Raw genomic sequence first — 26521 nt, forward strand, 5'->3', positions numbered from 1 at the left:
AATTTTAAAATATATCAGCGAATCCACTTTATAGGACAAATACGATACTAAAGCCAACAAATTCGACGTGCCGATTGATAAAGGAACCTTCTTTTTAGAAGAAAACGCCAGGCCCAATCCTGCCACGGCCTGGCGCGCCCAAAGATTTAATAGTAACAGCTTGCGATACACTTAGATGCGTTTAATGTACGGATATAGTCGACGATTAATTTTGTCATTTCTTCGGTGCCCACTTGGCGGCCGTTTGGAATCTGCAAATCAGCAGTATGATAGCCTGCATCGAGTACAGACTGGACAGCATCTTCGATAATTTTGGCTTCGTCCTCAAGTTCGAAGGAATACCTAAGCATCAAGGCAGCGGATAAAATCATCGCAACCGGGTTGGCTAGGCCTTTTCCAGCAATGTCAGGAGCTGAGCCGTGAACCGGTTCATAAAGTCCGACGCCAGATTCATTTAAGCTGGCAGAAGGAAGCATACCCAGGGAGCCTGTTAAAACAGATGCTTCATCGCTTAAGATGTCGCCAAACATGTTCTCAGTGACAACAACATCGAAAGAAGCAGGGTTGGTGATTAGCTTCATTGCTGCAGCATCGACCAATACATGCTCAACAGACACTTCAGGGTACTGTGCTTTTTTCTCCTCGACGATTTCACGCCACATCTTGCTGGATTCAAGTACATTCGCCTTGTCAACCGAAGTAAGCTTGCCGCGGCGCCCTTGAGCTGCTTGGAATGCCTTATCTACGATTCTTTCAATCTCGCGGCGAGTATAAGCTAGAGTATCGACAACCGATTCGCCGTTATCACGCCGTTCACTTGGAGTACCAAAGTAAATACCGCCAGTTAATTCACGGACAATAAGGAGGTCGCTTCCAGAAACAATTTCTTCTTTAAGCGGCGAAGCGTGAAGAAGATTCTTGAAGCCTTTGATTGGCCGTAAGTTGGCATATAAATCAAGGGCCTTTCTGATTCCCAAGAGGCCTCGTTCAGGACGCAGGTGGGAAGGATTGTTATCCCATTTCGGACCGCCGACAGCACCTAAAAGAACGGCATCAGCCTGCTTACAGGCATCAACTGTTGTTTCCGGCAGGGGAGTGCCATATTGGTCAATGGCTGCTCCTCCGATTTCATGGGTTTCAAAGCTAAAAGTATGATTATATTCTTCTGCAATCGCCGTTAATACTTCCTTCGCGGAATGCATAACTTCCTTGCCGATACCATCACCGGGAAGTAAGACAATTCGTTTTTTCACTAGAAGCAACCTCCTTATTATTTTTAAAAATTTAGTTCCTAGTTTATTTCTGTATAATGCAGGGTTCAGTACCTATACCAAAACCTGCATTACAACTGTTTTATAGTGCTGCCGGTTCTTTAACACCGACTTTTTGGTTGAAGAAGACTCGGTTGACCGCGTTGATAAATGCTTTCCCAGATGCTTCAAGAACGTCTTGGGCAGAGCCGCGGCCGCTAACATTGACGCCATTTACGGTCAATTTGACATTTGCTTCAGCCAGGGCATCACGTCCTCGGCCGACTGAGCTTAAACTATAATCTGTAAGATGAATCTCTTCTTTAATAAGAGCATCTAACGTGTTAAAAAGTGCTTCTACACTTCCGGAGCCAGTGCGTGCTGTTTCCACTTTTTCACCGTCAGGAGTGGTTAATGCGACAGTAGCTGTAGGCAGGTTAGCTGAAGCATATTGAACCTGGAATGCGACTAACTCATATTTTTTCACATCGAAGCCCGAGGTTTGAATGTCTGTTAGGATCGTGAATAAATCTTCATCCGTTACTTCTTTTTTCTTATCTGTTAAGGACTTAAATGACTGGAATGCTTCATTTAGTTTATCCTGCTCTAATTCAAAGCCCATTTGCTCAATTTTGTCTTTAAAAGCATGACGTCCTGAGTGTTTTCCAAGAACAAGGTCATTGGATCCGACACCAACAAGCTCTGGTGTAATAATTTCATAGGTTAACGTATTTTTTAACACGCCATCCTGATGAATTCCGGATTCATGTGCGAAGGCATTTTTACCGACAACGGCTTTGTTGCCAGGGACCTTCATTCCTGTAAAGCGGCTGACTAAGTCACTGGTGCGCTTGATTTCTTTTAACACAAGATCCGTTGTGTACGGATAGAAGTCCTGACGAATATTTAATGCCACAGCAAATTCTTCTAACGCTGCGTTTCCGGCTCGTTCACCGATTCCATTAATGGTGCCCTCGACCTGAGTAACGCCGTTTTCGATAGCAGCCAATGAGTTGGCAACAGCCATCCCCAAGTCATCATGACAGTGGCAAGATAATGCTACTTTATGGATGTTAGGCACATTTTCGCGGATATAGCGGAACATGCGTCCATATTCGGCTGGTGTGGTATAACCAACGGTGTCAGGAAGATTGATGACGGTAGCGCCGGCATCGATTACCTTCGTAATGATTTGGACAAGAAAATCTAAATCTGAACGTGAAGCGTCTTCTGCTGACCATTCCACCTGCGGGAAGTTTTTCCGTGCGTATTTCACCATATCAACAGCGGTCTTCACGACTTCCTCAGGTTTTTTCATCAGTTTGTACTGCATATGGATAGGGGAGGTTGCAATGAATACATGCAATCTTGGTTCTGCAGCATCTTTTAAAGCATCCCACGCAATGTCAATGTCCGATTTAGTGGCACGGGCCAGACCTGTGACGGAAGAGTTTTTAATCGTTCTGGCGATGGCTCTTACCGCTTCGAAATCTCCTTGAGAGGAAGCCGGGAAGCCGGCCTCCATAATGTTAACGCCAAACCGTTCGAGCTGTCTGGCAATTTCCAATTTTTCAAGTTGGTTTAAATTTACACCAGGGGACTGTTCACCATCGCGTAAGGTTGTATCAAAGATGTTAACGTGAACCATTTACCACCACTTCTTTCTTTTGATTTACTGGCTTTTTAATAAACGGCATTAACGCACGAAGTTCGCGGCCAACCACTTCAATTTGATGGTTATTTTCAGCACGGTTGATTGCATTGAATTGTGGACGGTTAGCTTGGTTTTCCAAGATCCAGCCCTTAGCAAATGCGCCTGTTTGGATATCTTTTAGTACTTCTTTCATACGTGCTTTTGTATCTTCGTTTACAACGCGCGGACCTGATACGAAATCTCCCCATTGAGCAGTGTCAGAGATGGAGTAACGCATGTTTTCAAGTCCTCCTTCATATAGAAGGTCAACGATTAATTTCAATTCATGTAAACATTCGAAGTAAGCAACCTCAGGCTGATAACCTGCTTCAACAAGTGTTTCAAAGCCTGCTTTGATAAGAGCAGTTGTACCGCCGCAAAGAACAGCCTGCTCACCGAAAAGGTCAGTTTCTGTTTCTTCTTGGAATGTTGTTTCTAATACACCTGCACGGGCAGCGCCGATACCTTTTGCGTAAGCAAGCGCGATCTCGCGAGCCTGGCCAGTGTAGTCTTGGTAAACTGCATACAGTGCAGGAACTCCAGCACCTTCTGTATAGGTACGGCGAACTAAATGTCCAGGACCTTTTGGTGCCACTAAGAATACGTCAACATCAGCAGGAGGAACGATTTGGCTGAAATGAATATTGAAACCATGTGCAAATACTAAAGAGTTACCGGCCTGAAGATTAGGCTTGATGCTTTCTTCATATACTTTTGGCTGCATTTCGTCTGGAAGAAGAATCATAACAACATCTGCTTCAGCAGTTGCATCAGCAACAGATTTTACTTCTACACCATCTTCAACAGCTTTATCCCAAGATTTTCCGCCGCGTAAACCAACTACTACATCAAAGCCGCTTTCCTTTAAGTTAAGGGCATGGGCATGGCCTTGAGAGCCGTAGCCGATTACTGCGATTTTCTTTCCTTGTAAAACTTCCTCTTGAATATCTCCGTTATATAATACTTTAACCATTACAATCATCCTTTCAAAATTAAGTGTTATTTTGTTAGTGAGTATGCTGCTAAATCATTTACTTGTGGCTGGTGTCCGCGTAAGAAGGCGGTCAAGCCTGTTCTGGCAATTTCTTTAATGCCAAAAGGTTTAAGCAGTTCAATTAAGGCATCAATTTTTTCAGGTTTGCCTGTAACTTGAACGGTGATGCTTTCTTTACATACATCCACAATAATGGCGCGGAATGGGTCGATGAGCCCGTTAATTTCGCTGCGCAGCTGTGAACCAGATGATACTTTGATCAGGGCAAGTTCCCGGGCGACAATAGCCTTATCGGTAATATCAGAAACTTTTAAAACATCAATTTGCTTATTTAATTGTTTTGTCACCTGTTCAAGACGCTGTTCGTCTTCCACTTCAACCACAAGAGTCATTTTTGAAATGCCTTCGGATTCAGTAGGACCAACAGAAATGCTGGAAATGTTAAATTGACGTCTTTGCAGCAGTCCTGTCACGCGATTTAGAACACCGCTGCGGTCTTGAACAGTTAATGTGATGATGCGTTTCATTCTGGTTTCACCCCAATCATTTCATGAAGCCCTTTGCCAGGAGCAACCATTGGAAAAACTTTTTCCTTCTGAAGGACTCGGGCATCAATTAGAACCGGACCATCATAGGCCATAAGCTCTGGCAGGGAGGCAACTAGGTCTTCTTGATTATCAATTTTTGCACCGCGGATTCCGTAGCTTTCAGCTAGTTTGACAAAATCAGGCTGGGTATGAAGCAGGGATTCGGAAATGCGATTATCATATTGAAGCTCCTGCCACTGCCGGACCATCCCAAGTGCGCCGTTATTAACAATAATGATTTTAACTGGCAGGTTGCGTTCGTAAATGACCGATAATTCCTGCAGTGTCATTTGGAACCCGGCATCGCCGACAATTGCCACTACTGTACTGTCTGGTTCAGCCATCTGCGCCCCAATCGCAGCAGGGAAGCCGAAGCCCATTGTTCCAAGTCCGCCCGAAGTAATCCAGCGGTGCGGATGATTGAAGTTATAAAACTGTGCAGCCCACATTTGATGCTGACCAACATCTGTGGCTACAATCGCATTACCATTTGTAACCTTATGAACTGCTTCGATTAACCATTGCGGGCTCATGCCGTTTGGATCATGCTGATACCAAAGCGGAAAGTCCTTTTTATTTTGATTAAGAGTTTCCAGCCAATCCTCATGTGAAGGGGAATTCGCTGCTTCTTCAATCAATTGTGTTAAAGCTACTTTGGCATCGGCCACAATTGGAATTTGGGTTGGAACGTTCTTGCCAATTTCCGCAGGGTCGATGTCGATGTGCGCGACTTTCGCAAATGGAGCAAAATGCTTCAAGTTTCCTGTTAATCTATCATCAAAACGAGCACCGAAATTGATGAGCAAATCGCATTCGTATAAAGCCATGTTAGCTGCATAAGTTCCGTGCATACCGCCCATTCCCAAGGAGAGCGGACTATCTGCTGGAAAGGTTCCAAGTCCAAGCAGGGTGGTTACGACTGGAATCTTATGTTTTTCAGCAAAAGCCGTTAATTCTGCGGAGGCTTTTGCATGGAGAACGCCAGCGCCGGAAAGAATTACAGGCTTTTTAGCTTTTGGAAGGGCCTCAGCAAGCTTACGAATTTGCAATGGATTCGGTTTGATGGTTGGCTGATAGCCTGGCAGGTCCATGGCAGCATTTCCTGGGATTACCGTTAAAATTTCAGAAGAGATATCCTTCGGTACATCAACTAAAACCGGGCCTGGTCTTCCTGTAGAAGCAATATGAAAAGCTTCCTTAACAATTCTTGGCAGGTCGGTTACAGATTGCACTTGATAATTGTGTTTTGTAATCGGCGTGGTAATCGCCATTACATCTGCTTCTTGGAAGGCATCTGTTCCGATGACTGTCCGTGCTACCTGCCCTGTGAAAATCACAAGTGGTAAGGAATCCATCATGGCATCTGTAATTCCAGTAACCAAGTTCGTTGCCCCGGGACCTGAAGTAGCGATGACAACCCCAGGCTTTCCGGTAATTCGGGCATACCCTTCAGCGGCATGAATCATTCCTTGCTCGTGGCGGAAGAGGACGTGCTTAATGGATTTTTGTGCCCGATAAATCGCATCATAAATCGGCAGGACGGCACCTCCAGGATACCCGAATAATGTATCAACACCTTCTTTAATTAAAAGATCGATGAGAAGGTCTGCACCTGTTTTTGGTGCCGTACTGGTTTGGAATTCCAGCTTTGCTTCTGCTTTCACGTCGTAGTTCCCTCCTTATGGGTAATTGAATATTTAAAAAACTAAAACTTCAACTGTGTTTAAACACAGTAAAAAAGGCCTGTTCTCTCCGAATAAACTGCAGTCAAGTACATCAAAAGCAGAATGTTCGGGGAGAAAAGGCCTTTCATTTTCTCGGTACCACCCGGTTTTCACAGTATCCTTACGAATACTGCCTCATGAAGCGACAACTAATCTAAAAGAAACGCTTCTTTTTGTAACAGGTGCTCTAAGTTGACACCCGGTTAGACCTACTGAGTTAAAAACCGTTCAGAATAACACTCAGGGATGATGTCGGTGTAGGTTGTATTACTGGGCTTCCAGCAACCCCAGCTCTCTGAAAATACAATTTCCTACACCTTTATTCCCGTCATCGATTTGACTATTTTTTTGTCAAAGGTTTTGTTTTAGTACCTTAACTTCTTGAGTGAAGGGGAGGGGCACTAATTGGTTCCCAGTGAAATTGTTAACATTTATATTTTCATTACCCCGCCGGTATTGGCTGAAGTAACGAGTTTTGCATATTTTGCTAGATAGCCAGATTTGATTTTAGGCTCCGGCTTTACCCAATTGCGGCGTCTTTCAGCAAGCTCTTCATCATCGATAAGAAGTTCAATAGAGCGGGCTTCAAGATCAATTAAGATTTTATCGCCATTTTGTACTAAAGCGATTGGACCGCCTTCGGCTGCTTCCGGTGAGATATGGCCGATAGAAATGCCTCGGCTTGCTCCGGAGAAACGTCCATCAGTGATAAGGGCAACTTCTTTACCTAGGCCCCGGCCCATAATTGCGGAGGTAGGAGCTAGCATTTCTGGCATTCCTGGACCGCCTTTAGGACCTTCATAGCGGATAACCACTACATGGCCGGCTTTAACTGTCCCGTTATGAATGCTTTCTAATGCCTCATCTTGGGATTCAAACACAATTGCTTCACCTAAGAATGTTTTAATCGAAGGATCTACAGCGCCAACCTTGATTACTGCGCCATCTGGAGCAATATTTCCATATAGGATGGATAGTCCACCAACTGGGCTATATGGATTATCTTTTGTCCGGATGACTGCTTCATTGGTGATTGTTGCTTCCTTCACATTTTCCTGAAGAGTTTTTCCTGTAATCGTTAGGCAGTTATCATGCAATGCGCCTTCTACTTTATAAAGCTCATTGATGATGGCACTTACGCCGCCGGCACGATGAACATCGTCCATTGAATAATCAGATGCTGGCATAATTTTGGCTAGGTATGGAACTCTTTCAGCGATTTTATTAATGTCGCGAAGATCATATTCAATACCAGCTTCATGGGCGATAGCTAATGTGTGTAACACAGTATTAGTTGATCCGCCCATAGCCATATCAAGTGCAAATGCATTATCAATGGCTTCTCTTGTTATAATGTCACGAGGTTTAATATCTTTTTTTACTAATTCAATTAAATGTCTTGCAGCTTGCCTAATTAGTTCATGACGTTCGTCAGAAGTAGCCACCATCGTACCGTTACCAGGTACGGTCATTCCTAAAACTTCCATTAAACAATTCATGGAGTTCGCTGTGAACATTCCAGAACATGAGCCGCAAGTAGGGCAAGCATTGGTTTCAATTTCAAGTAGCTGCTGCTGGCTGATGGTACCATTGTGGTAAGCACCAACACCTTCAAAAACTGAAGTAAGGGAAAGACTTTTTCCAGTTGTTGGTGAAACACCAGCCTCCATCGGACCGCCTGATACAAAAACTGATGGTACATTGGTTCGGGCTGCTGCCATCAACATTCCTGGCGTGATCTTGTCACAGTTCGGAATGTAAAAGACTCCATCGAACCAATGGGCATTGATGACTGTTTCGGCACTGTCCGCGATAATTTCACGGCTTGGAAGCGAATAACGCATTCCGATATGTCCCATAGCAATTCCGTCATCGACACCGATTGTATTAAATTCGAAAGGAATACCGCCAGCTTCGCGGATGGCTTCCTTGACTATTTCACCGAAATGATTAAGGTGTTTATGACCAGGAATAATATCAATGTACGAGTTACAAACACCGATAAACGGTTTTTCCAGGTCACTCGTTTTGACCCCTGTTGCGTATAGTAAGCTGCGGTGGGGAGCACGATCAATCCCCTTTTTAATCATATCGCTTCTCATTTTACGATCTCCTAACTGACAGGTCATGGTTTGTTTCTTCATATTGACAAGCCATTCCGTTATTAAAAAGAAGAGCCTTTGTCGTTCTCATTTATAAAGAATTGAATAAAGGCGCCAAGAAAAATTTCTTAGTACTTATTGACGATTATCATACAACCAATTAAAGACATGGTCAACATAAAAATCTGACAATTCAAACTAGTTAAACAAACTGGGAGCGTTTACAATCCTTTTATCATGGGGATATAACGAAAATAAAAAAATTTGTGAATTTTTTTATTTGCAGATTTATTGTGGGAATTTAAATTGGGGGGGGAGGAAATAAACGGAAAGAAAGTTAATTTTTCCTTCCATTAATTATAGTAGAAAAAATGTAGCGGCTTGTATATTTATTCAACAGACTGTTATCGTTACTTAAGCTTTGAAAGATATTCATATATTTCCTGCAGATTTTTAAAGCCTTTTGTTTCTGCCGCATTTAGATAATGACTCCAAATCTTGGCTGTCATAAGCGCATCTCCAAGAGCATGATGCCGGTTCTTTATTTCAATGCCGCAGTTCTTGCAGATTTCCTCGAGCGGCCTTGGATTAACGGATGGGTCTTCAAGCCGAAGCAGGAAGGATGTATCGACAATACGGTGGTCAAAACTACAGCGCAGATAATCCCTTGTCATCTTTCTCATAAAATTCAGCTCATGATTGGAGTGATGGGCGACAAGAATATTACTTTTGATAAATTTGAAAAAATCCACAAGCACATCTGCGGGATTAGGGGCATGACGTAATTCCATCTCTTGAATACTGGTTAGTTCAGAAATCTCCTTTGATAGAGGAAGGTCTGACTTTACGAGAGTATAAAAAGTTTCCTCCGCTTTCATTTCTGCTCCTATCATTTTGACCGCTCCAATCGAAATCATCTGATCCCCCTTCTCTGGATAAAAACCTGTTGTCTCTATATCAAATACAACTACCGGCAGCTCATGGAGAGGGATTTGCAGTGTGTTAGTCTGCTTGAGTTCTTTCTGCAGCCCCCTGAGGAATGCGTGGTGCTGCGGTGAAGAGCTCCACGGCAGGCCAGCGTAAAGATTGGAATTGATTTTTCCGGAAAGTTGTCTGAAGAATTGAATCATTTCATTCATTGGCATGGGAATCTTCCTTTTCAATTAACTTTCGGACAGAGTGAAAAAGGGCTGAGCCGTTTTTGATCATATCTTTTAATTCTTTCGATTGCTCTCTCGATAAGTGGGCGACCGGCAAATAATGACCAGAATCGTAATTTGTTTGATTACAATAGATTAGCCGAAAGTTTAATAATCTAATAAACTGATCTTTGAAAAAATCTATATCGATATCGGAAAAATGTAGTTCTGAAAGTGTATCTAGTCGTTCAAGTGTTGGTGTTGTGAGCAGATTCTCTTTGATTGCAATGAGACGGACGGCATTTACGTAAGGTAAGATGCCGATTTCTTTGATGTTTAGCAATCCAGCGTATGGCCCGTGTGTTTCAGTCACTAACTTTCCGAATACGTTAATGCCATTTTTGAGATACTTCGTGTTGTTAAGCATTTTTTTAACAAGCTGATCTTTATTTGCGGTCTGATAGATTTGATTTTTTAAAGTATCTACAAATTCCTCATCTCCCAATAATGTTCTCGCGTCTATAAAGATTAATAGATAGCGAACAGACTCCCATGAGAACTCAAAAATCCACTTCATCAATTGATGATGCCATTCATATAAGGATTTGCACCACAACGGATTGCTGGCCATCACCCCGCCATCACAATAAGAATATCCGGCTTGGAATAACCCCTTTGAAATTTCTTTTCCTAGTTCAAGGAAATAAACCTTTGTTTCAACACGATCATCCTGATAAATAATTCCATGATCTTGGTCGCTCCAGATAGACTGTTCAAGCCGGCCGGCTGAACCCATGACAAAAAATGAGAATGGACAGGGCAAAGGTCCGAGCTTTTCAGCAGTTTGACTTAAGGCTAAATGGATGACCTTTTTCATTATTTCATCGTGGAGTTGATTTAATTTAATGTGGTCGTGAGATGCTTGCTTTATTTTGTCATCGCGAAATTTACGGATTTCCATATAGCAGGAGTACGCCATTAACTTCCACCCCTTTTAGAAAGAGGAGGCTGTCCTCGACAGCCTCTTTGTAATAAATAATTTAAGCATTAAGCCGTTGTTCGGATTTCAGTAATTCAGGGTAGCCGTAGCTGCCGTGTTCGCTCATATCAAGACCGATAATTTCTTCCTCTTCAGTTACTCTCAGTCCGTTCATTGCTGTTTTCATTATCTTAAGAAGGATAAAAGAGACAATAAAGGCAAAGGCGCCGCACACCAAAACCCCCATTGCTTGAACACCTAGTTGGTGCAGGCCGCCACCATAAAATAATCCCGGCTGCCCAACCGTTGCTAAATCTTTTGTGGCGAAGAATCCAGTTGACAGGGTACCCCAAACTCCTGCTGTACCATGAACGGATAATGCTGCAATCGGATCATCAATTTTTCTTTTTTCAAAAAAACGAATGCTGTAGAAGACGAGGATTCCTGCAATAAATCCGATCACCACTGCAGCCCAAGTTTCAACAAATGCGCAAGAAGCGGTAATTGCTACAAGGCCTGCTAGTGCCCCGTTAAGCATCATCGGCACATCGGCTTTTCCTAAAACCATCCAAGAGATAATCATCGCCGCGACGGTACCGGCTGCGGCGGCCAAGTTGGTATTGATGGCAACAAAACCGAAAAAGGCTTTGTCAACCGATAACGTGCTGCCGGCGTTGAAGCCGAACCAGCCTACCCATAAAAGCAACACGCTAAGGGCGGTAAATACTTGGTTATGACCGGCAAGATTATTAGCGGAGCCATCCTTATTATATTTGCCGATCCTCGGTTTTAAGATAATCGTAGCTGCCAATGCCGCCATCGCTCCTGTTAAATGAACAACAGTGGAGCCAGCAAAATCTTGTTTACCATGCTCCGCGAGCCAGCCTCCACCCCAGATCCAATGGGCAATCGGCGGATAGACGATAACGGAAAATAGGAGGGCGAAGACGAGATAGGCGCCTAATTTAGCGCGTTCGGCAAATCCCCCAAGGGCGATTGTTAATGAAATGCCTGCAAATGCTAATTGGAATAGGAAGAATACTGAACCTGATAGCGCTAAACCATCAATTTCATATCCTGAGTAAAAGAAGTCGGAGAAACCAATAAGCGAATTTCCTTTACCAAAAATGAGGCCATAGCCAACGGCCCAAAATACAATGGAGCCAATACCAAAGGTAAGAATGGTTTTCCCGGCCACATGACCGGCATTTTTCATTCGAGTTGATCCTGTTTCCAAGAGGATGAAGCCACCGATCATCAAGATGACTAGGACTGCTCCCAGCATCACCCACAGACTGTTCATTAAAAATAAAGTATCCATGATTGTTCCTCCTTTAAAGTATGTTAGTATTTGTAACGTTTGGTGTAGTTGTATTTTTACATTAATTTGTTAGTAGTTCTACAATCTTGTTAGGAATTCTTACATGGTTTTTGCTACTTAGAAGGTCTTCGATGTTGAAATTTGAATCAGAGTCAGCCCAGAGACAACAAAAAAGCCCGGCTTCTTTAATGAGAAGCTGGGCCTTTTCGTATCCCAAATTGGGCATTTAGCTGGCCTTGTATCATCTTTCTGCGAATTTCTTCCTGGTTTTGTTTCTTTTGTGCTTTCAACATTTCCTTTCTGATTTCGTGTGTCTGGACACCGTCCTCAATTTTGTTTGCGATTTCCACTAATAGTTCCACGTCTGCGAACGAGTATTTCCGGCTGCCGCCGGCGGTTCTTTCCGGAAAAATGAGTTTCCGCTCTTCATAGTAACGAATCTGTCTTTCGGATAAACCGGTAAGTTCTCTGACAATGCCGATGGTAATGACCTTTTTATCTTTGTAAGATGATTCATTTCCCATGTTTTATTCTCACCACACTCCATTCTAAGGTCCAATACATCTTAATATATTTTTATGTTATATTTTCTCACATGTAATTGGATTTGACATTTATTTTGTTTTGATTTGGGAATAAATTTAACAGGGTATATAGTGAAACATCCTCCACGCTTAAAGGTTTTGAAGTCTTCTTAATAATTCGTGTCCCCTTGAACCCAGGTTTTTCATGAGTTCTTCATATAACTCATCCCGTAATTGATCTAAAAGAAGAATCGTTTTAGCTAATCGAACAGAATTTTTTTGATTCATATGAATCATCCTCTCAAGTTTTATATGGAAAAATTTATCTGAATTTTTGAGTTTTGTCAGGGATTCTGTGAGATTATGTAACATATTTTTTATAACGAGGTTTGAGAACTTGAAAGGAAACCTTACGGGGGAATAAAAATGAACCAGGTGCTGGACCTGGTTCATTTTTATTAAAATTCCCCATCGAATGGAGTAAACGGAAAGTTAAATCTTCTTTCAACAGCACGAAGGCGTTGATTTACACGCTGCAGGCGGCGCGAAAGCTGGTTAACTTCACGAGAAAGCCGCTCAATTTCCTGCTGCTGGCGATTATTTTCCCTTTCGAGTTGGTTTACCCTGGGCTCAAGCTGCTGCGGTTGTCTATTCGGGTCAAACTGAACTTGGGTTCCTTGAGGGAGGGTTTGTGGGACATAGGCATTATAGTCCACTTGCGATTGCGGGATATGATAATAACCGTATGGATTCATTGGGCTGATCTCCTTTATTTATGTGCATGTGATATACAATATGTAGGTATTAGTGGAGGAGCAACGGCTAATACCCAGGGGATACCGCTTTGAATATTCTAAAAAAGTGAACTAAGTGAATTAGGGACATGTAAGACTTTAAAAAACTATATACATAATATTATTTTAGCTTATTAATAAAGTAATAAATTAAAATCTATGAATAGATAAACGTTATTAGGTATAAAAAATTATTATCTCAATATTATAAATATTTTTGAAAAACTACTTTTAAAAATCTACGCAATAGTGTATATTCAAAATATTATTAGAATTAAAAAAATGGTATAAATTAAAAAAATATTGGGAGGTCCAAAATGAAGAAATTAAAATTATTCACAACTATTTTAGCTGCTGCATTTGTGTTCATTCTCTCGGCATGCGGAACAAGCAAAACAAGCGGGGGCGATGGGGACAAGGATAAGACGTTAAGAGTCGTGACAGATGCCGCATATGCTCCGTTCGAGTATCAAGATAAAGGGGAAGTGGTCGGATTTGATATCGACTTCATTAACGCAGTCGCAAAGCAGGCAGGCTACAAGGTAAAGGTTGAACATGTTGGCTGGGATCCTTTATTCGTAGAAATTAAGGGGAAAACAGCAGACATTGGAATTTCCGCCATTACGATTAACGACAAACGCAAACAAACTTATGATTTCTCAGTGCCCTACTTCTTATCTACTAATAAAATCATGATTCCAAAAGACAGTCCGATTAAAAGCGCAGAGGATTTAAAGGACAAGGTCGTGGCAGTGCAAAATGGCACAACTGGTCAGGAAGCAGTTGAAAAGCTCCTTGGAGCAGAAAGTAAAAATCTTAAAAAGTTTAAGGATAACAATCTGGCAATTATGGAGTTAAAAGGCGGCGGTGCGGACGCAGTTGTTGCTGATAACACTGTCATTGAAGAGTATGTAAAAAATAATCCGAAAGAAAATTTTGTAATCATAGAAGATGAAGCTGCCTTTGATAAAGAGTTTTATGGATTGTTGTTCCCTAAGGGAAGTAAGTTAAAAGCTGATTTTGATAAGGCAGTTAAAGAAGTCATGGAAAACGGAGAATATGCGAAAATCTACAAGAAGTGGTTTAAGGTAGATCCGGACCTTACCGAAGTCAAAGCAAAACAAAAATAATCTTTAAACTAGAATTGCGTAACTCTTACAAACTAGCAGTTACGCAATTTTTGTCTTAACGCATCACAGTTAAGCACAAGGTTTAAATAGGGGGATTCATGAATGGATATTCGTTGGGACATACTTGCTGAATATGCTCCATTTTTTGCAAAAGGAACATTGCTTACCATTGGCCTCTCCATTGTAAGTATTTTAATAGGCTCTGTCCTCGGACTAGCTATCGGTCTTGGGAAAATGGTGCAGAATAAGTGGCTTGCTTTCCCGTTTAAGGCTTATATTACGTTTTTCCGGGGAACGCCATTATTAGTGCAGATTTTACTAGTTCACTTTGGACTAATTCCGCTTTTTATGGGTGAAACAAATGGTATTGCTGCTGCAATTACAGCGCTTTCATTGAACTCAGCTGCTTATGTGGCAGAAATATTCCGCGCTGGTATTCAATCGATCGATAAAGGGCAGATGGAAGCCGCCCGCTCGCTTGGGATGAACCATGTTCAGGCAATGCGTTTCGTCATCCTGCCACAGGCTATTAAAAGGATGATTCCACCACTTGGAAATGAATTTATTGTCTTAATCAAGGATTCGTCGCTGGCAGCCATTATCGCTGTAAAGGAACTGATGTATTGGGGACAAGCGATGCAGGGACAGTATTATCGTGCGTGGGAACCGTATATTACCGCAGCACTCATTTATTTGGTCTTAACTTTTTCACTCAGCTTACTGTTAAATCGACTTGAAAGAAGGTTGGCCACAGAATGATAGAAGTAAAGAATCTGAAAAAAACATTTGGACAGAACGAGGTATTGAAAGGAATTAACGTATCCGTAAAGCCTCAGGAGGTAGTAGTGGTCATCGGCCCGTCAGGATCTGGCAAATCCACCTTTTTGCGCTGTCTTAATTTGCTAGAAACTATAACAGACGGCCATGTTTGGATTGAAGGGACTGACATTACCGATAAGAAAACGGATATCAACGCGATCCGTACTGAAGTGGGCATGGTGTTTCAACAATTTAACCTGTTCCCGCATAAAACGGTTATCGAAAATATCATGCTGGCGCCACTGAAGGTAAGAAAAGTCCCAACGGAAAAAGCACGGGAAAAAGGATTGGAGCTTTTACGCAAAGTCGGATTGGCAGAAAAAGCAGATGCTTATCCGGATTCGCTTTCAGGCGGGCAGAAGCAGCGGGTGGCTATTGCCAGAGCACTAGCGATGGAGCCGAAAATCATGCTGTTTGATGAGCCAACCTCGGCGTTGGACCCGGAAATGGTCGGCGAGGTACTTGAAGTTATGAAACAGCTGGCCAAAGAAGGGATGACCATGGTTGTCGTGACCCACGAAATGGGCTTTGCCCGCGAGGTAGGCGACCGGGTGATTTTTATGGATGGTGGCTTTGTGGTCGAAGAAGGGGTACCGAGGGATATTTTTGAAAATCCTCAAGAAGAACGGACAAAGGCGTTTTTAAGTAAAGTTCTATAGAAAAACGAAGGAGGCGGATTATGCCTCCCTTTTCTTTAGGTATCGCTTGGCGCAAGAAGAAAAATATCGGTTAAAGCTCGAATACGTTTACAATTTGATCAGCTTTTATTCGATTTTGACATAGCTTAAATAATTGTGCTAAAAAGTCATCAACATCCGTTTCGGAAGCCGGGAAGGGAATTTGAACTGAAGTGGAACCGAACATCTGTTTAAAATAAGCTTTTCGTTGATCGTTTTTTCCGTCCCGCTTAAAAGGTTTATAGCTCCAAATAATATGAGGAGTTCCGTCAATATCCTGAACCTGCCGTAATTCTGCCAAGGTAGTAGACTTGTCATAAGCATATATAACTAAGTAATAGATGCCCTTCCGGTGCCAATCAATAAATAAAAGGTAACAGCCTGTTTCAGTACTTGGCCTATTTACTTCAAAGGCAGCTAAAGTAGTCTTCCCGTTCGTCCATTGGTGGAACTTTGGTAATGTACCATTAACGGTTTCTAATTTTTTTATCTCGTATTCAGCGGACCTCAAGTTTTCGATTTTTTTTGATAAAAATAAAGCCTGCTCCCTTTCCATAATAGAGTTCTCCTTTGGATTATTTGTCTTATTATACTTTTTGAGAAGGTAAATAAGGAAGTATGGTCCAATTTTTATTTTTTAAAACAGAATGAAGGTATGCAGTTTGTCTCGAAAATGAAATACAACTGAAATAATTTACATAAAAACATTTGGTAAAATCGGTAAAAAGGGACTTATAATCCACATCAGCTTCGAATAGTATGAGGAATAATTATGCCTCTTTACCATATATACAATAGAGTGTTGGCAATTGGGGGGATAGAAATGACATTAGAAGATCAGTTAAAGGATAAAACCTATTATAAAATGTTCATTAATGAACATGAAGATGAACACCCCATTAAGGTGCTGGGGGAAGCGTTTCAGGAGGAAGCCCGAAAGGATCTCCCGGATTTAACCCGGATAAGGTTTGCCCAAGGGGAAGTATATTTTCACCATAAAGATTTCGAAGCTGCAATTTTCAAATGGGAAAATATTATTAACGAGCTTGAACCGTGGGCCAGAAAAAATACCGCCGATGCCTATTATGAACTGGGCCTGTTGTCGGCGGCGGAAGATATATACACGGTGATTGAAACCGACCATCCTACATTGAATGCTGAGGTCGCGTTAAAGTTATTTGCTCTTTATATTGAGCGCGGCAAAATTGATGCCGCTGTTGCAGTCATCAAAAGAACGGTTGCTGCTTATCCGGATTACCCAAATGTCACGAATGTAGCCCGCGCTTTTTTTGAAGAGCGGGAGGATTGGGATAATGCCATTGAACTAGCGGTAAACGAAGCAAAGCGGACAGAATCGCTTGAGTGGTTTGAAATTCTGAAGGCCTATGTGGAAAAAGGCGTGACGCAGGCACTGTCTCCAAGTTATTTTTCACATGCCCTATTTGTTTTGTACGACTTAAATAAGGAAAAATTTGAGCAGCTTGTTTTATCGTTATGGAACAGTTATAAGAATGAAAATTCCTATCTGCTTTGGATTAAGGAAATCAATCAATTATTGTTGAATCTGGAGTTGGATCGCCAAGATCAATTGCGCGACCTTACACAACTGCATAAAGAAACGTATTTTCACTATATTGGCGGTAGGTACTACATTAAACAAATTGACGATTTTCTTCCGGACTTGCTGACAAATTGGGTTCGGTTAGCTGATGGCGGGAATGTTGTTGCGGCGGCAGCTGCTGTTTTGTCCTGGAACGAACTATTTCCAGCAAGCCTCAGCGTCTCCATTGTGGAGGAGGCTGAACATTTAATCAGCAAGATAGAGTGTGACATGGATGAACTGGAAGAGTGCTTGTCATTGTTTGAATCGATTATTAAATGGGCCGAAGTTAATGATATGGGGAAAAACAACCGTGTGAATTGGATTGTTGACCAGCTTGTTGATTTCGATACGCAGCATCTGTTCGTTACCGGACTCGTAGGCAGCGGAAAGTCTACATTTATAAATACCATCTTTGGTGAGGACGTCCAGGATAGCCCGACTTCATCCATTGTGATGTTTAAAAACGGCGGGGAAGTGGATATTACCGAAATAACTGACGGAGAGGTTAAGCTGCTTTCTGGATTTACGGACTTCCAAGAGCGCATGGATCGTCTTCGGAACGCGCTTGAGTCCATCATTGAATTTAAGCAGCCAACTCCTTTTTTACTGGAAAATAGTTTGTCTATAATTGATACACCAGGGTTAAAAGGGAACCAAAACGACCGTTTTGAGGTATTGAAGTATCTAAACCTCGCTGACTCTGTTTTGTTTGTGTTGGATGCGAATGCTCCGTTTACGGAAAAAGAGCGTGCGGTTGTGGCGCAAATCCAGGGACTTGCCCCTGACCTGCCGATTCATTTTCTGTTGAGTAAGCTGGACACAATTGTAAATGAACAGGATGCCATTCAGGTTTATGAGGAAACGAAGCATGCGATTCATTCTTATTTGCCAGATGCCAAGTTATTAGGCTTTTCTTCGCAATATGACCGTGTACAGCAGTTAAGCGATCTCCAAGTGTTTATCGACTCAATTCGGAATACAAGAAACATAGAAGATAAACGTCTTGCTAAACTGCTTTATTTTATTCGCGCGACGATTGCCGGTCTTTTGCAAAAGCGACTTGACGTTGAAAACCGCTTAATTGAAACGGTTCATTGGAACGAGGAAATGAATACGAAGTTAAGTGGTGCTGTCCATCAATTGAATGATGAAGTTTCGCAGAAAACAAAGACAATCACCAAGCTGTACCGCTCTGTAAAGGAATCGATTGAAGCGGATATTTTTGAAGCTATTCCCAAAATGCTGTCAGAGTGCTCGAACTTGATCGAGGAGGATAGCAATTTCAGTACCATTCATTTGGACCTTAATCATGAGATGAACAACCGCATTCAGGATTATCTGGAGCAGCAGATAATGCCGAATTACTATACAAGGCTTCAGGAATGGATTAAGGGCTGCCGGGAGGAATTTGACCAAGGGCAGGATTTATTAATTGAGCTCGGCGCAGGTTTCAACCAAATGTATGGCGAAGAGAGGCTTACCCTTGACTGTGATTTTAAGGTGCTTGATGATTGGCGCCGCGATATCGACCGAATGACGAGCCGATTCGTGCTTGAGCCTGTCAATATTTTGCTGAAGCGGACACCTTCGCAGTTCTTATTGAAAAGTGCCGGGAAGCTGTTTGGGGCCTTGTCGCAGAACAAAACGATGGTATATAACAAATACAAGTCCTTTGTGGAAAACGAGGATTATACAGAGGTTGCTGCACAGGTCTGCCGCCAGTTTTTTCAGCCGTTCGAGCTATTCGAAAAATCGTTGGAGAGGGATGTCGCTTGGTTTTTCAAGAGTCCGCTGGGTGTCTTAAAATCAGCAGTGGAAGAAACGCGCGGAGAAGCGGCATCAAACCGCGAGATGCTGAACAAGTTGAACGCCAATCCGGAAATGTTCCGCGACCCGTTGACGCTGTTCGAAGTAAGGCTGCGCCAGTTCGAGTGGATGACAGTGGCTGGGAAAGGAATGCAGACGATATATTAATAGTTTTGTTGGGAGATGTCCAGTGGTGGGCATCTCTTTTTTTATTTGCGGGGGGATGAAGGACAAAATCAGGTGCCGGCAGTTGTGGCATGTCCTTGATAAGCGGGATGAAGGACAAAATGGGGTGCCGTCCGTAGCAAAATGTCCTTGATAAGTGGGATGAAGGACAAAATCAGGTGCCGGCAGAAGCGAAATGTCCTAGATAAGCTGGATGGAGGACAAAATCGGTGCTGTCCGTAGCAAAATGTCCTTGATAAGCCGGACGAAGGGCAAAAATGAATGACCACCGTAGCGAAATGTTCTTCAAATATCTTATTGCTTGATATATGAAAATTGTCGCACAAATATCCGTTGCCTAATTACGTCATCGATGGTAGCCTAATGTTAATATCTGTAAAAGGAGGCGAAAAAACTCGTGATTAAAATAACGGGAACACAGACGGAGGCAAAGGTATTCTCCAATTACCCGCAGGAATCAGCGCTTGAGCAAATCAAGGAGCTGTGTAATCAAGCTTTTTTAAAAGATACCAAAATTAGTATCATGCCAGACTATCATGCTGGGAAAGGCTGCGTGATCGGCACGACCATTCAGTTGAAGGATAAAGTGGTCCCGAACCTGGTAGGCGTTGATGTCGGCTGCGGCGTTCTAACCGTCAAACTTCAAGAAAAAAAGGTCGATTTTAATAAACTGGATAAAGTGATCCGGACGTACGTCCCTAGTGGACAGGAGATTCATACGGATGAGACCGTCGGTTTCGTTAACACGAGTTTTCCGTCCACGGAAGAATTTAAAGCAGCCCACATTCTGAGTCAGAATAAAAGCTTATATAGTCTTGGAACGCTTGGTGGCGGCAATCATTTCATTGAGGTTTCGACTGACTCTGACGGATTTCACTATTTAACTATCCATACCGGCAGCCGCTATGTGGGGGCAAAGATTGCACAATATTATCAAAAGCTGGCCATTTCTAAGCTCCGCAAGCATGATTTAAGCGAAATCATTGAAAAACTAAAGGCTGAGGGGCGCCAAAGGGAAATTCAAGCTATGATTCAAAACTACAAAGAAAAAAATCCCATCATTCCGGATGATTTAGCCTATTTGGAGTACGAGGATTTTAATGACTATATTCACGACATGAAACTGGCCCAGGCATTCGCAAAAGCCAACCGTGAAGAAATCGCCAGAGCGATTACTGAAAATATGGGGTTCGAAGAAGCGGACCGTTTCGATACAATACACAACTATATCGATACCGATAACCTCATTTTGCGAAAGGGCGCAGTAACTGCGCAAAAAGGAGAGCGGCTGATTATTCCTATCAATATGAGGGACGGGTCAATTTTAGCTGTCGGTAAGGGTAACGACGAGTGGAATTACTCGGCACCGCACGGAGCGGGCCGTGTCTTGAGCCGAACCCAGGCCATGAAGACCTTAAGGATGGATGATTTCCACAACACCATGAAGGGCATATGGACGACATCGGTGTCTGAAGAAACCCTCGATGAAGCGCCAATGGCCTACAAGTCAATCAATGAAATTCTTGAAAAAGTGGAAGAAACCGTAGAGATTGCAAGCTTTATTAAACCGGTATATAACTTTAAGGCGAGTGAAAAATACACTCCAGGAAGATATAAAAAATCATAGTAGAGTGGCCAAATGTGGTCTCTTTTTTTTAACAGAAACGAAAGAGACTATCTCGTAATGGTTGAGATAGTCTCCGTTCTTTTCAAGTTAATACCCTTTTGCAAAATCAACAAGATTAATAGAAGGAGCTTCTCCAGAAAGGTAGCTTTTTAAATTCGGTATCAAGATATTTTCGACGACACGATCATTATAATGCTCAGTGGAGCCGGAGGTGTGCGGAGTGATAATGACATTTTCCATTTCCCAAAGCGGACTGTCCTGGCTTAATGGCTCTTTTTCGAAAACATCAAGACCTGCTCCGGCAATCTCACCTTCCTGCAGGGCTTTGACGATTTCCTCTTCAACCACGATTTCACCGCGGCCGATATTGATAAAGAAGGCAGTTGATTTCATGAGTTTAAACTGTTCGGCACCAAACATGCGGCGTGTTTCTTTCGTCAGCGGCAAGGTGACTACAACATAATCGCACTGCGGTAAAAGTGCGTCCAATTGATCGGTAGTGTACATCTCATCGACAAACTCCGTCGGCTGGCCCGAATGCCGTACACCGAGAACCTTCATTCCAAAGGCTTTGGCTATTTTGGCGGTTTCTTTTCCGATTGTTCCGACCCCGATAATGCCAATCGTATTTCCATGGATCTCGAGCTTCATATTGGCATGATGCCAGGTTTTGGCTTGCTGGTTTCGTACATATGTATGGATTTTTCGGGTTAGACCAAGCATTAGGGCAAAAATTGTTTCAGAAATGGGATAGGCATGCACGCCGCTTGCACCTGTTAACAGAATATTATGGGCTTCCAGCTTTTCAAGCGGCAAGGTATTGACACCGGCACTCCAGCTTTGGAGCCACTTCAGTTTTGAATCAGGAGCAAGGCAATATTCTTCAAGGCCTTTTTTCCACCCGGCAATGATTTCAGCATCCTTGGCATGTGCTTGCCAGATTTCTTTCTCCTTGCTGGCTATCAATTCCCAATCAGGGACCACCTCTTTTATTTGGCTAAGCTGATGTTCTTCAAGATTATGAGTAATTACTATTTTTCCCGTCATGGGTTGTACCTCCGTTCATAGAATATGTATCTAATATAATGATATATGAATATTGAAAAAATAGTGATTGATTTTAACAAAAACAAAAGCCAGAAACGTAAATTTAATTTGCGAATCTGGCCTTTGCTAGTTAATTATTTTCTCTTTTTCTGTTTTGAAGCTTCATTGCAAATAGCCCTGCAAAAATGAAGGCTAAACCGATGGCAAGATAGTTGTACATTGGCGATGCAGTATTTGGTAATGTATGTCCTGTAGCAGTCCTGGTTAGAGTAGCTGCTGCAGGCTGGGTGGTAGTAGTAGGTGTTGTTGTAGTCGTTGTCGTCTGAGTTGGTGCAGGATTATTACTGCTGTTACCAGGGTTATTGGCAGGAGGAGTATCCTTTTGAATATTGCTGACAGTAATACTCTTAACAGCCTTAGCACCTTTTGAATCTCTGATGTACACCGTATATGTTCCATTTTCCGTAACTTGGAATTGATTCTGGCTTATATCAGTTCCAGTTCCTACTGCTGCAAAATCTTCTATGGTTTTTTCGCCTTTAAGCCATTGGATTGCATAAACTTTTTCCACATTGGTAGACACAGTGATAGTCACCGGGTCTTTTGTTGAGTCGGTTGAAGTTGAAGCCAAGTTAATTGTTAATTCTCCTTTTGGTAGGGCGGATAAAATTGCAGTAGCTATCCCGGCTAAAACTTGCTGGCCTACTACAGTTGGGTGTATATCTCCAGGAATAATAGGATCTGTTTGTAAAGTCTTAAAGGCCGAATAGGCGTCTGCTAAAAAAGAGTTGGTGCCACCAGCGACTTGCTGATACACAAGTGTGTTAACTCCCGAAACCCCAGTTAATAATTGTTCTCCAATTCCGTATAAAGCAGGATTTGTCTTTGGAAATGGATTGTAAATATTGTAAAGAATAACAGGGGAGCTGGTATTTACAGTTCGAATGCTGGTAATGATTGTAATTAAATTTTGAGCTAATTTAGTAGAAATATCATTAACCGCACCAGTAAGTATTGCTTGGTTGGCTGGATCCCCAAGCTGTGCAGGGTTATTAAGAATAGCTTGAATCCTAGCATCTTGTAAAAAATCATTGCTCCCAATATCTAACGTAATAACATCAGCATTTTTAATTGCCAGAATATTTTCGGGTTTGCTAATTTCAGTTAATAGCCTAGCAGAGGTCCAGCCGCCGCCGCTGATGTTCTTTCCAACAACATAATTACCGTTCCCAATTAAGTATGGAAAAGCTTTTGAGGATGGTGTTGTATTCCCGTTCGTATCATCAAGGTTCCATCCATATGTAATAGAATCCCCCAAAGCTACTAAATTAGGTTTTACGTTACTTTCGGCAAATGCAAAAGATGAAATGAACGTACTAAATGCCAGAATAATAGCAAAAAGCACTGAAAAACGTTTAAAATACAAAAAAATCCCCTCCCAATATATTATTTGACAAATACAATTATGTTTTTAATTAACAGACTATTCAATAAATATATTTCTACAAATTACGCCAAAGGACCTAAGTCTTTTATAGTAGAAAAACGAGAATACTTAACCGTTTTATTAAAAATAAACCGTTTTAAAATTCAAAAATGTTACAATTTTTGTTAAAATAGAAAATGTAGAAAGCGTTTTCTTGGAAAGAGAGGTTTATAGAAATGAAACATCCCTATTTAAACGAAGATCATGAAATTTTTCGCCAGTCTTTAAGAAAGTTTTTAGAAAAGGAAGCATATCCCTTTTATGAACAATGGGAGGAAAATCGACTCATTCCCCGCTCCTTTTGGACGAAGATGGGTGAGCAAGGCTTCCTTTGTCCAGACATCGATGAACAATATGGCGGCAGCGGGGTAGATTGGGGCTTTTCGGTTGTTATTAATGAAGAGCTTGAACGAGTCGGAACCGGAACGATTGGAATTGGACTTCATAGTGACATAGTCGTTCCTTACATAACCGCCTATGGAACAGAGGAACAAAAGCAGCGCTGGCTGCCGAAGTGCGTTTCCGGTGAAATCATTACCGCGATTGCGATGACGGAGCCAGGGACAGGTTCTGACCTTGCCAATATTAAAACCACAGCCAAGCTTGATGGGGACCATTATATTGTTAATGGACAAAAAACTTTTATCACCAATGGTATTCAATCGGACCTCATTGTGGTGGCGGTGAAGACCGATCCGCAGGCAGTTCCAAAGCATAAAGGCGTCAGCCTGCTGGTCATTGAGCGGGACGCTCCTGGATTTTCGAGGGGCCGCAAGCTGAACAAGGTTGGTCTCCATTCCCAGGACACGGCAGAATTAATTTTTGAAGACTGCCGGGTGCCAAAGGAAAACCTTCTAGGAGAAGAGGGAAAAGGCTTCCTATATTTGATGGAAAAACTCCAGCAGGAACGCCTGCTAGTGGCAATTGGAGCGCAAACAGCTGCCGAAGTAATGCTTCAAAAAACGATTGAATATGTAAAAAGCCGTGAAGCGTTCGGAAAACCAGTCAGCCAATTCCAAAATACGCAATTCAAAATTGTCGAAATGGCCACCGATATTGAAATGGGCAGAGCCTTTTTGGATCAATTGATTGCCGAGCATATGGAAGGGAAAAACGTTGTGACCAAGGTGTCAATGGCAAAATGGAAGCTGACCGATATTGCCAAAAAGGTCGCGTCTGAATGTATGCAGTTACATGGCGGCTACGGCTACATGGAAGAATACGAGATTGCTAGACGGTTCCGTGATATTCAAGTAGGAGCCATTTATGCAGGTACCAACGAAATTATGAAAACCATAATTGCAAAAAATTTAGGATTATAAAAAACCTCATGATAATGATGGCAATTGGCCACCGGCCGATTGCCTCCTTATAAATCCAAATAAAATGGAGGCGAGTAAATGAGCAATACGACTATCGGTAAAATTTTTGAATTAACAGTCCAAAAGTACCCCAACAAGGAAGCCCTCTATGATGTCCGCAAAAATGTCCGCTATACTTATAAAGAGTGGAATGAGCAGGTTAATCGCTTGGCAAATGCCCTCCTTAAACAAGGAGTGAAAAAAGGAGACCGCGTCTCTACATTCATGTTTAATACAGAAGAACTAGGAACCGCCTTTTTTGCCTGTGCGAAAATTGGCGCCATCTTTAACCCAATAAACTTCCGCCTGATGTCAGAGGAAGTAGCGTTTATTTTATCCGATGCCGCACCTAAGGTCGTTATTTTTGAAAAGGCATTGGAGCCAGTAATCACGGCTATTGCCAGCCGCTTTGACAAAATCTCGTTCTGGTTTATTGATGATGAGACTCCAGCTTATGCCGCCAGCTACCAAGAAAAACTCACCTCCGCCACTGCAGAAACAATCCAAGCCGAAGTAAACGAAAATGATGTTTATGCCTTTATTTATACGAGCGGTACAACTGGAAGACCTAAAGGGGTCATGCATAGCCACCGTAATATGGTCGACCAAAGCCTGCTCTGTATTGCCTCTCAAAAGCTTGAAAAAGAGGATGTCGGCCTTGTGACAGCCCCGATGTTCCATTGTGCCGAACTGCACTGTGCTTTCCTGCCAAGGGTGCAAATAGGGGCGAAAAACGTCGTCCTGCATCAATTTAATCCGAAAGTAATACTGTCATTAATCGAAAGCGAAAAAATTACAAAGTTCTTTGCAGCACCTACAATGTGGAATATGCTTCTGCAGGAAGACTTAAGCAAGTACAATACCGAAAGCCTAAAGCTGGGCCTATATGGTGCGGCTCCGATGGCGCCATCACTCGTTCATGCTCTCCATGACCGCTTGGGCATCTCCTTAATTCAAGCCTACGGGATGACAGAAATGGGCCCTGCCATAACCTTCCTGTCGGAAAAAGACCAACTGAGAAAAGCGGGGTCTGCAGGACAGGCGGGATTAAACCATGAAATTCGAGTTGTCAGGACCCGGGAGGATGGACCTTCCGATCCAGATGATGTTTGTCTAGCTGGAGAAGCAGGCGAAATTATTGTAAGAGGACCAAGTATGATGCTCGGCTATTACAATCGTGAAGAGGCTACAGAAAAGTCGATGTATAAAGGCTGGTATCATTCAGGCGACATCGGCTACATGGATGAAGAAGGTTACCTTTTTGTAAATGACCGGGTTGATGACATGATCATCAGCGGCGGTGAAAATATTTACCCACGCGAAGTGGAAGACGTGCTCCATGCACATGATGGTGTGCTTGATGTGGCTGTCATCGGACAGCCTGATGACCGCTGGGGGGAAACCGTCACGGCCTTCGTGGTGAAAAAAGACCCGAATGTCACGGAGCAGGACCTAGACGAATATTGTAAAAACAGCAACAGCCTAGCAAACTATAAACGTCCGCGCAAATACATTTTCTGTGAAGCGCTGCCGCGGAACGCCAGCGGAAAAATCCAGAAATTCATTCTGCGTAAACAATTAGAGGAGCTTTTCAGCCCAGGTTCAACAAATAAGTGATAGCTTGAGCGATGCGGTACCAAAGGAATTTGGGATTTAGCCTAATTAAAATAGT

At 42.5% G+C, this 26521-nt stretch carries 22 protein-coding genes; 7 read left to right on the forward strand and 15 right to left on the reverse strand.

The features are described 5' to 3' along the window. Positions 1-146: 146 nt before the first annotated feature. The 12 genes from leuB to QNN06_RS06610 form a co-directional block, all read right to left on the reverse strand. Complete coding sequence (gene leuB, locus QNN06_RS06555) at positions 147-1253, reverse strand: 3-isopropylmalate dehydrogenase (protein ID WP_284037285.1); 1107 nt, start codon at positions 1251-1253, stop codon at positions 147-149. 100 nt (positions 1254-1353) lie between these two features. After that, positions 1354-2898: a 2-isopropylmalate synthase gene (locus tag QNN06_RS06560; RefSeq protein ID WP_284037286.1), complete on the reverse strand. Its 1545-nt coding sequence runs from the start codon at positions 2896-2898 to the stop codon at positions 1354-1356. Then, a complete protein-coding gene (gene ilvC, locus QNN06_RS06565; protein WP_213118227.1) occupies positions 2885-3916 on the reverse strand; it encodes a ketol-acid reductoisomerase in 1032 nt (343 codons plus the stop codon). Before ilvC ends, QNN06_RS06560 begins: the two co-directional genes overlap by 14 nt. A 26-nt stretch (positions 3917-3942) precedes the next feature. Further along, complete coding sequence (gene ilvN, locus QNN06_RS06570; protein ID WP_213118226.1) at positions 3943-4464, reverse strand: acetolactate synthase small subunit; 522 nt, start codon at positions 4462-4464, stop codon at positions 3943-3945. After that, on the reverse strand, positions 4461-6188 hold the full coding sequence (gene ilvB / locus QNN06_RS06575; protein WP_217035386.1) for an acetolactate synthase large subunit: 1728 nt from the start codon (positions 6186-6188) through the stop codon (positions 4461-4463). The genes ilvN and ilvB overlap by 4 nt, the downstream gene beginning before the upstream one ends. 491 nt (positions 6189-6679) lie before the next feature. Further along, positions 6680-8350, reverse strand: a complete 1671-nt coding sequence (gene ilvD / locus QNN06_RS06580) for a dihydroxy-acid dehydratase (RefSeq protein WP_284037287.1) — start codon at positions 8348-8350, stop codon at positions 6680-6682. A gap of 410 nt (positions 8351-8760) precedes the next feature. Continuing rightward, positions 8761-9495, reverse strand: a complete 735-nt coding sequence (locus QNN06_RS06585; RefSeq protein WP_284037288.1) for an exonuclease domain-containing protein — start codon at positions 9493-9495, stop codon at positions 8761-8763. Next, positions 9482-10468, reverse strand: a complete 987-nt coding sequence (locus QNN06_RS06590; RefSeq protein WP_217035390.1) for a DUF294 nucleotidyltransferase-like domain-containing protein — start codon at positions 10466-10468, stop codon at positions 9482-9484. The genes QNN06_RS06585 and QNN06_RS06590 overlap by 14 nt, the downstream gene beginning before the upstream one ends. Positions 10469-10529: 61 nt before the next feature. Continuing rightward, a complete protein-coding gene (locus tag QNN06_RS06595; RefSeq protein WP_213118221.1) occupies positions 10530-11789 on the reverse strand; it encodes an ammonium transporter in 1260 nt (419 codons plus the stop codon). Positions 11790-11974: 185 nt separating this feature from the next. Continuing rightward, positions 11975-12313: a MerR family transcriptional regulator gene (locus QNN06_RS06600; protein ID WP_213118220.1), complete on the reverse strand. Its 339-nt coding sequence runs from the start codon at positions 12311-12313 to the stop codon at positions 11975-11977. 150 nt (positions 12314-12463) lie between these two features. Further along, positions 12464-12601, reverse strand: coding sequence for a hypothetical protein (locus tag QNN06_RS06605; RefSeq protein ID WP_284037289.1), 138 nt, complete (start codon positions 12599-12601; stop codon positions 12464-12466). A gap of 170 nt (positions 12602-12771) precedes the next feature. After that, complete coding sequence (locus QNN06_RS06610; protein ID WP_284037290.1) at positions 12772-13068, reverse strand: hypothetical protein; 297 nt, start codon at positions 13066-13068, stop codon at positions 12772-12774. 356 nt (positions 13069-13424) lie between these two features. On the opposite strand from QNN06_RS06610, the gene QNN06_RS06615 reads away from it, so the two are divergent. From QNN06_RS06615 to QNN06_RS06625, 3 genes are all read left to right on the forward strand, one after another. After that, positions 13425-14237 (forward strand): basic amino acid ABC transporter substrate-binding protein, encoded by an 813-nt coding sequence (locus tag QNN06_RS06615; protein WP_213118218.1) that lies wholly within the window; start codon positions 13425-13427, stop codon positions 14235-14237. Positions 14238-14339: 102 nt separating this feature from the next. Next, the gene (locus tag QNN06_RS06620) at positions 14340-14996 is read left to right on the forward strand and encodes an amino acid ABC transporter permease (protein WP_213118217.1); all 657 of its coding nucleotides are present in this window, start codon (positions 14340-14342) and stop codon (positions 14994-14996) included. Beyond that, positions 14993-15715: an amino acid ABC transporter ATP-binding protein gene (locus QNN06_RS06625; RefSeq protein ID WP_213118216.1), complete on the forward strand. Its 723-nt coding sequence runs from the start codon at positions 14993-14995 to the stop codon at positions 15713-15715. Before QNN06_RS06620 ends, QNN06_RS06625 begins: the two co-directional genes overlap by 4 nt. Before the next feature lie 70 nt (positions 15716-15785). On the opposite strand, the gene QNN06_RS06630 is transcribed toward QNN06_RS06625, so the two are convergent. Then, positions 15786-16289, reverse strand: a complete 504-nt coding sequence (locus QNN06_RS06630) for a hypothetical protein (protein ID WP_217035400.1) — start codon at positions 16287-16289, stop codon at positions 15786-15788. Between the two features lie 267 nt (positions 16290-16556). Between QNN06_RS06630 and QNN06_RS06635 the strand changes: the two genes are divergently transcribed. Next, positions 16557-19310 carry a dynamin family protein gene (locus QNN06_RS06635; protein WP_217035410.1) on the forward strand — a complete coding sequence of 918 codons (2754 nt, stop codon included), beginning with the start codon at positions 16557-16559 and terminating at the stop codon, positions 19308-19310. A 415-nt stretch (positions 19311-19725) separates the two neighbouring features. Further along, positions 19726-20955 carry an RtcB family protein gene (locus QNN06_RS06640; protein ID WP_284037291.1) on the forward strand — a complete coding sequence of 410 codons (1230 nt, stop codon included), beginning with the start codon at positions 19726-19728 and terminating at the stop codon, positions 20953-20955. A gap of 87 nt (positions 20956-21042) precedes the next feature. On the opposite strand, the gene QNN06_RS06645 is transcribed toward QNN06_RS06640, so the two are convergent. Next, a complete protein-coding gene (locus tag QNN06_RS06645) occupies positions 21043-22002 on the reverse strand; it encodes a D-2-hydroxyacid dehydrogenase (protein WP_217035420.1) in 960 nt (319 codons plus the stop codon). 130 nt (positions 22003-22132) lie between these two features. Then, the gene (locus tag QNN06_RS06650) at positions 22133-23428 is read right to left on the reverse strand and encodes a GDSL-type esterase/lipase family protein (RefSeq protein WP_284037292.1); all 1296 of its coding nucleotides are present in this window, start codon (positions 23426-23428) and stop codon (positions 22133-22135) included. A 236-nt stretch (positions 23429-23664) separates the two neighbouring features. On the opposite strand from QNN06_RS06650, the gene QNN06_RS06655 reads away from it, so the two are divergent. Together QNN06_RS06655 and QNN06_RS06660 are read left to right on the forward strand one after the other, a co-directional pair. Beyond that, positions 23665-24810, forward strand: a complete 1146-nt coding sequence (locus QNN06_RS06655) for an acyl-CoA dehydrogenase family protein (protein ID WP_284037293.1) — start codon at positions 23665-23667, stop codon at positions 24808-24810. 78 nt (positions 24811-24888) lie between these two features. After that, entirely contained in the window at positions 24889-26466 is a 1578-nt protein-coding gene (locus tag QNN06_RS06660; protein ID WP_284037294.1) for a fatty acid--CoA ligase, read from the forward strand. Positions 26467-26521 lie beyond the last annotated feature (55 nt).

The sequence above is a fragment of the Neobacillus sp. 114 genome (assembly GCF_030127045.1).
Classification (GTDB): domain Bacteria; phylum Bacillota; class Bacilli; order Bacillales; family Cytobacillaceae; genus Neobacillus; species Neobacillus rhizophilus.

Excerpts from the sequence above, each read along its gene's own strand:
- QNN06_RS06560 (WP_284037286.1), bottom strand. The coding sequence starts at position 2,898 with ATGGTTCACGTTAACATCTTTGATACAACCTTACGCGATGGTGAACAG.
- ilvC (WP_213118227.1), bottom strand. The coding sequence starts at position 3,916 with ATGGTTAAAGTATTATATAACGGAGATATTCAAGAGGAAGTTTTACAA.
- ilvN (WP_213118226.1), bottom strand. The coding sequence starts at position 4,464 with ATGAAACGCATCATCACATTAACTGTTCAAGACCGCAGCGGTGTTCTA.
- ilvD (WP_284037287.1), bottom strand. The coding sequence starts at position 8,350 with ATGAGAAGCGATATGATTAAAAAGGGGATTGATCGTGCTCCCCACCGC.
- QNN06_RS06585 (WP_284037288.1), bottom strand. The coding sequence starts at position 9,495 with ATGCCAATGAATGAAATGATTCAATTCTTCAGACAACTTTCCGGAAAA.
- QNN06_RS06590 (WP_217035390.1), bottom strand. The coding sequence starts at position 10,468 with ATGGCGTACTCCTGCTATATGGAAATCCGTAAATTTCGCGATGACAAA.
- QNN06_RS06595 (WP_213118221.1), bottom strand. The coding sequence starts at position 11,789 with ATGGATACTTTATTTTTAATGAACAGTCTGTGGGTGATGCTGGGAGCA.
- QNN06_RS06600 (WP_213118220.1), bottom strand. The coding sequence starts at position 12,313 with ATGGGAAATGAATCATCTTACAAAGATAAAAAGGTCATTACCATCGGC.
- QNN06_RS06605 (WP_284037289.1), bottom strand. The coding sequence starts at position 12,601 with ATGAATCAAAAAAATTCTGTTCGATTAGCTAAAACGATTCTTCTTTTA.
- QNN06_RS06610 (WP_284037290.1), bottom strand. The coding sequence starts at position 13,068 with ATGAATCCATACGGTTATTATCATATCCCGCAATCGCAAGTGGACTAT.
- QNN06_RS06615 (WP_213118218.1), top strand. The coding sequence starts at position 13,425 with ATGAAGAAATTAAAATTATTCACAACTATTTTAGCTGCTGCATTTGTG.
- QNN06_RS06620 (WP_213118217.1), top strand. The coding sequence starts at position 14,340 with ATGGATATTCGTTGGGACATACTTGCTGAATATGCTCCATTTTTTGCA.
- QNN06_RS06625 (WP_213118216.1), top strand. The coding sequence starts at position 14,993 with ATGATAGAAGTAAAGAATCTGAAAAAAACATTTGGACAGAACGAGGTA.
- QNN06_RS06630 (WP_217035400.1), bottom strand. The coding sequence starts at position 16,289 with ATGGAAAGGGAGCAGGCTTTATTTTTATCAAAAAAAATCGAAAACTTG.
- QNN06_RS06635 (WP_217035410.1), top strand. The coding sequence starts at position 16,557 with ATGACATTAGAAGATCAGTTAAAGGATAAAACCTATTATAAAATGTTC.
- QNN06_RS06645 (WP_217035420.1), bottom strand. The coding sequence starts at position 22,002 with ATGACGGGAAAAATAGTAATTACTCATAATCTTGAAGAACATCAGCTT.
- QNN06_RS06655 (WP_284037293.1), top strand. The coding sequence starts at position 23,665 with ATGAAACATCCCTATTTAAACGAAGATCATGAAATTTTTCGCCAGTCT.
- QNN06_RS06660 (WP_284037294.1), top strand. The coding sequence starts at position 24,889 with ATGAGCAATACGACTATCGGTAAAATTTTTGAATTAACAGTCCAAAAG.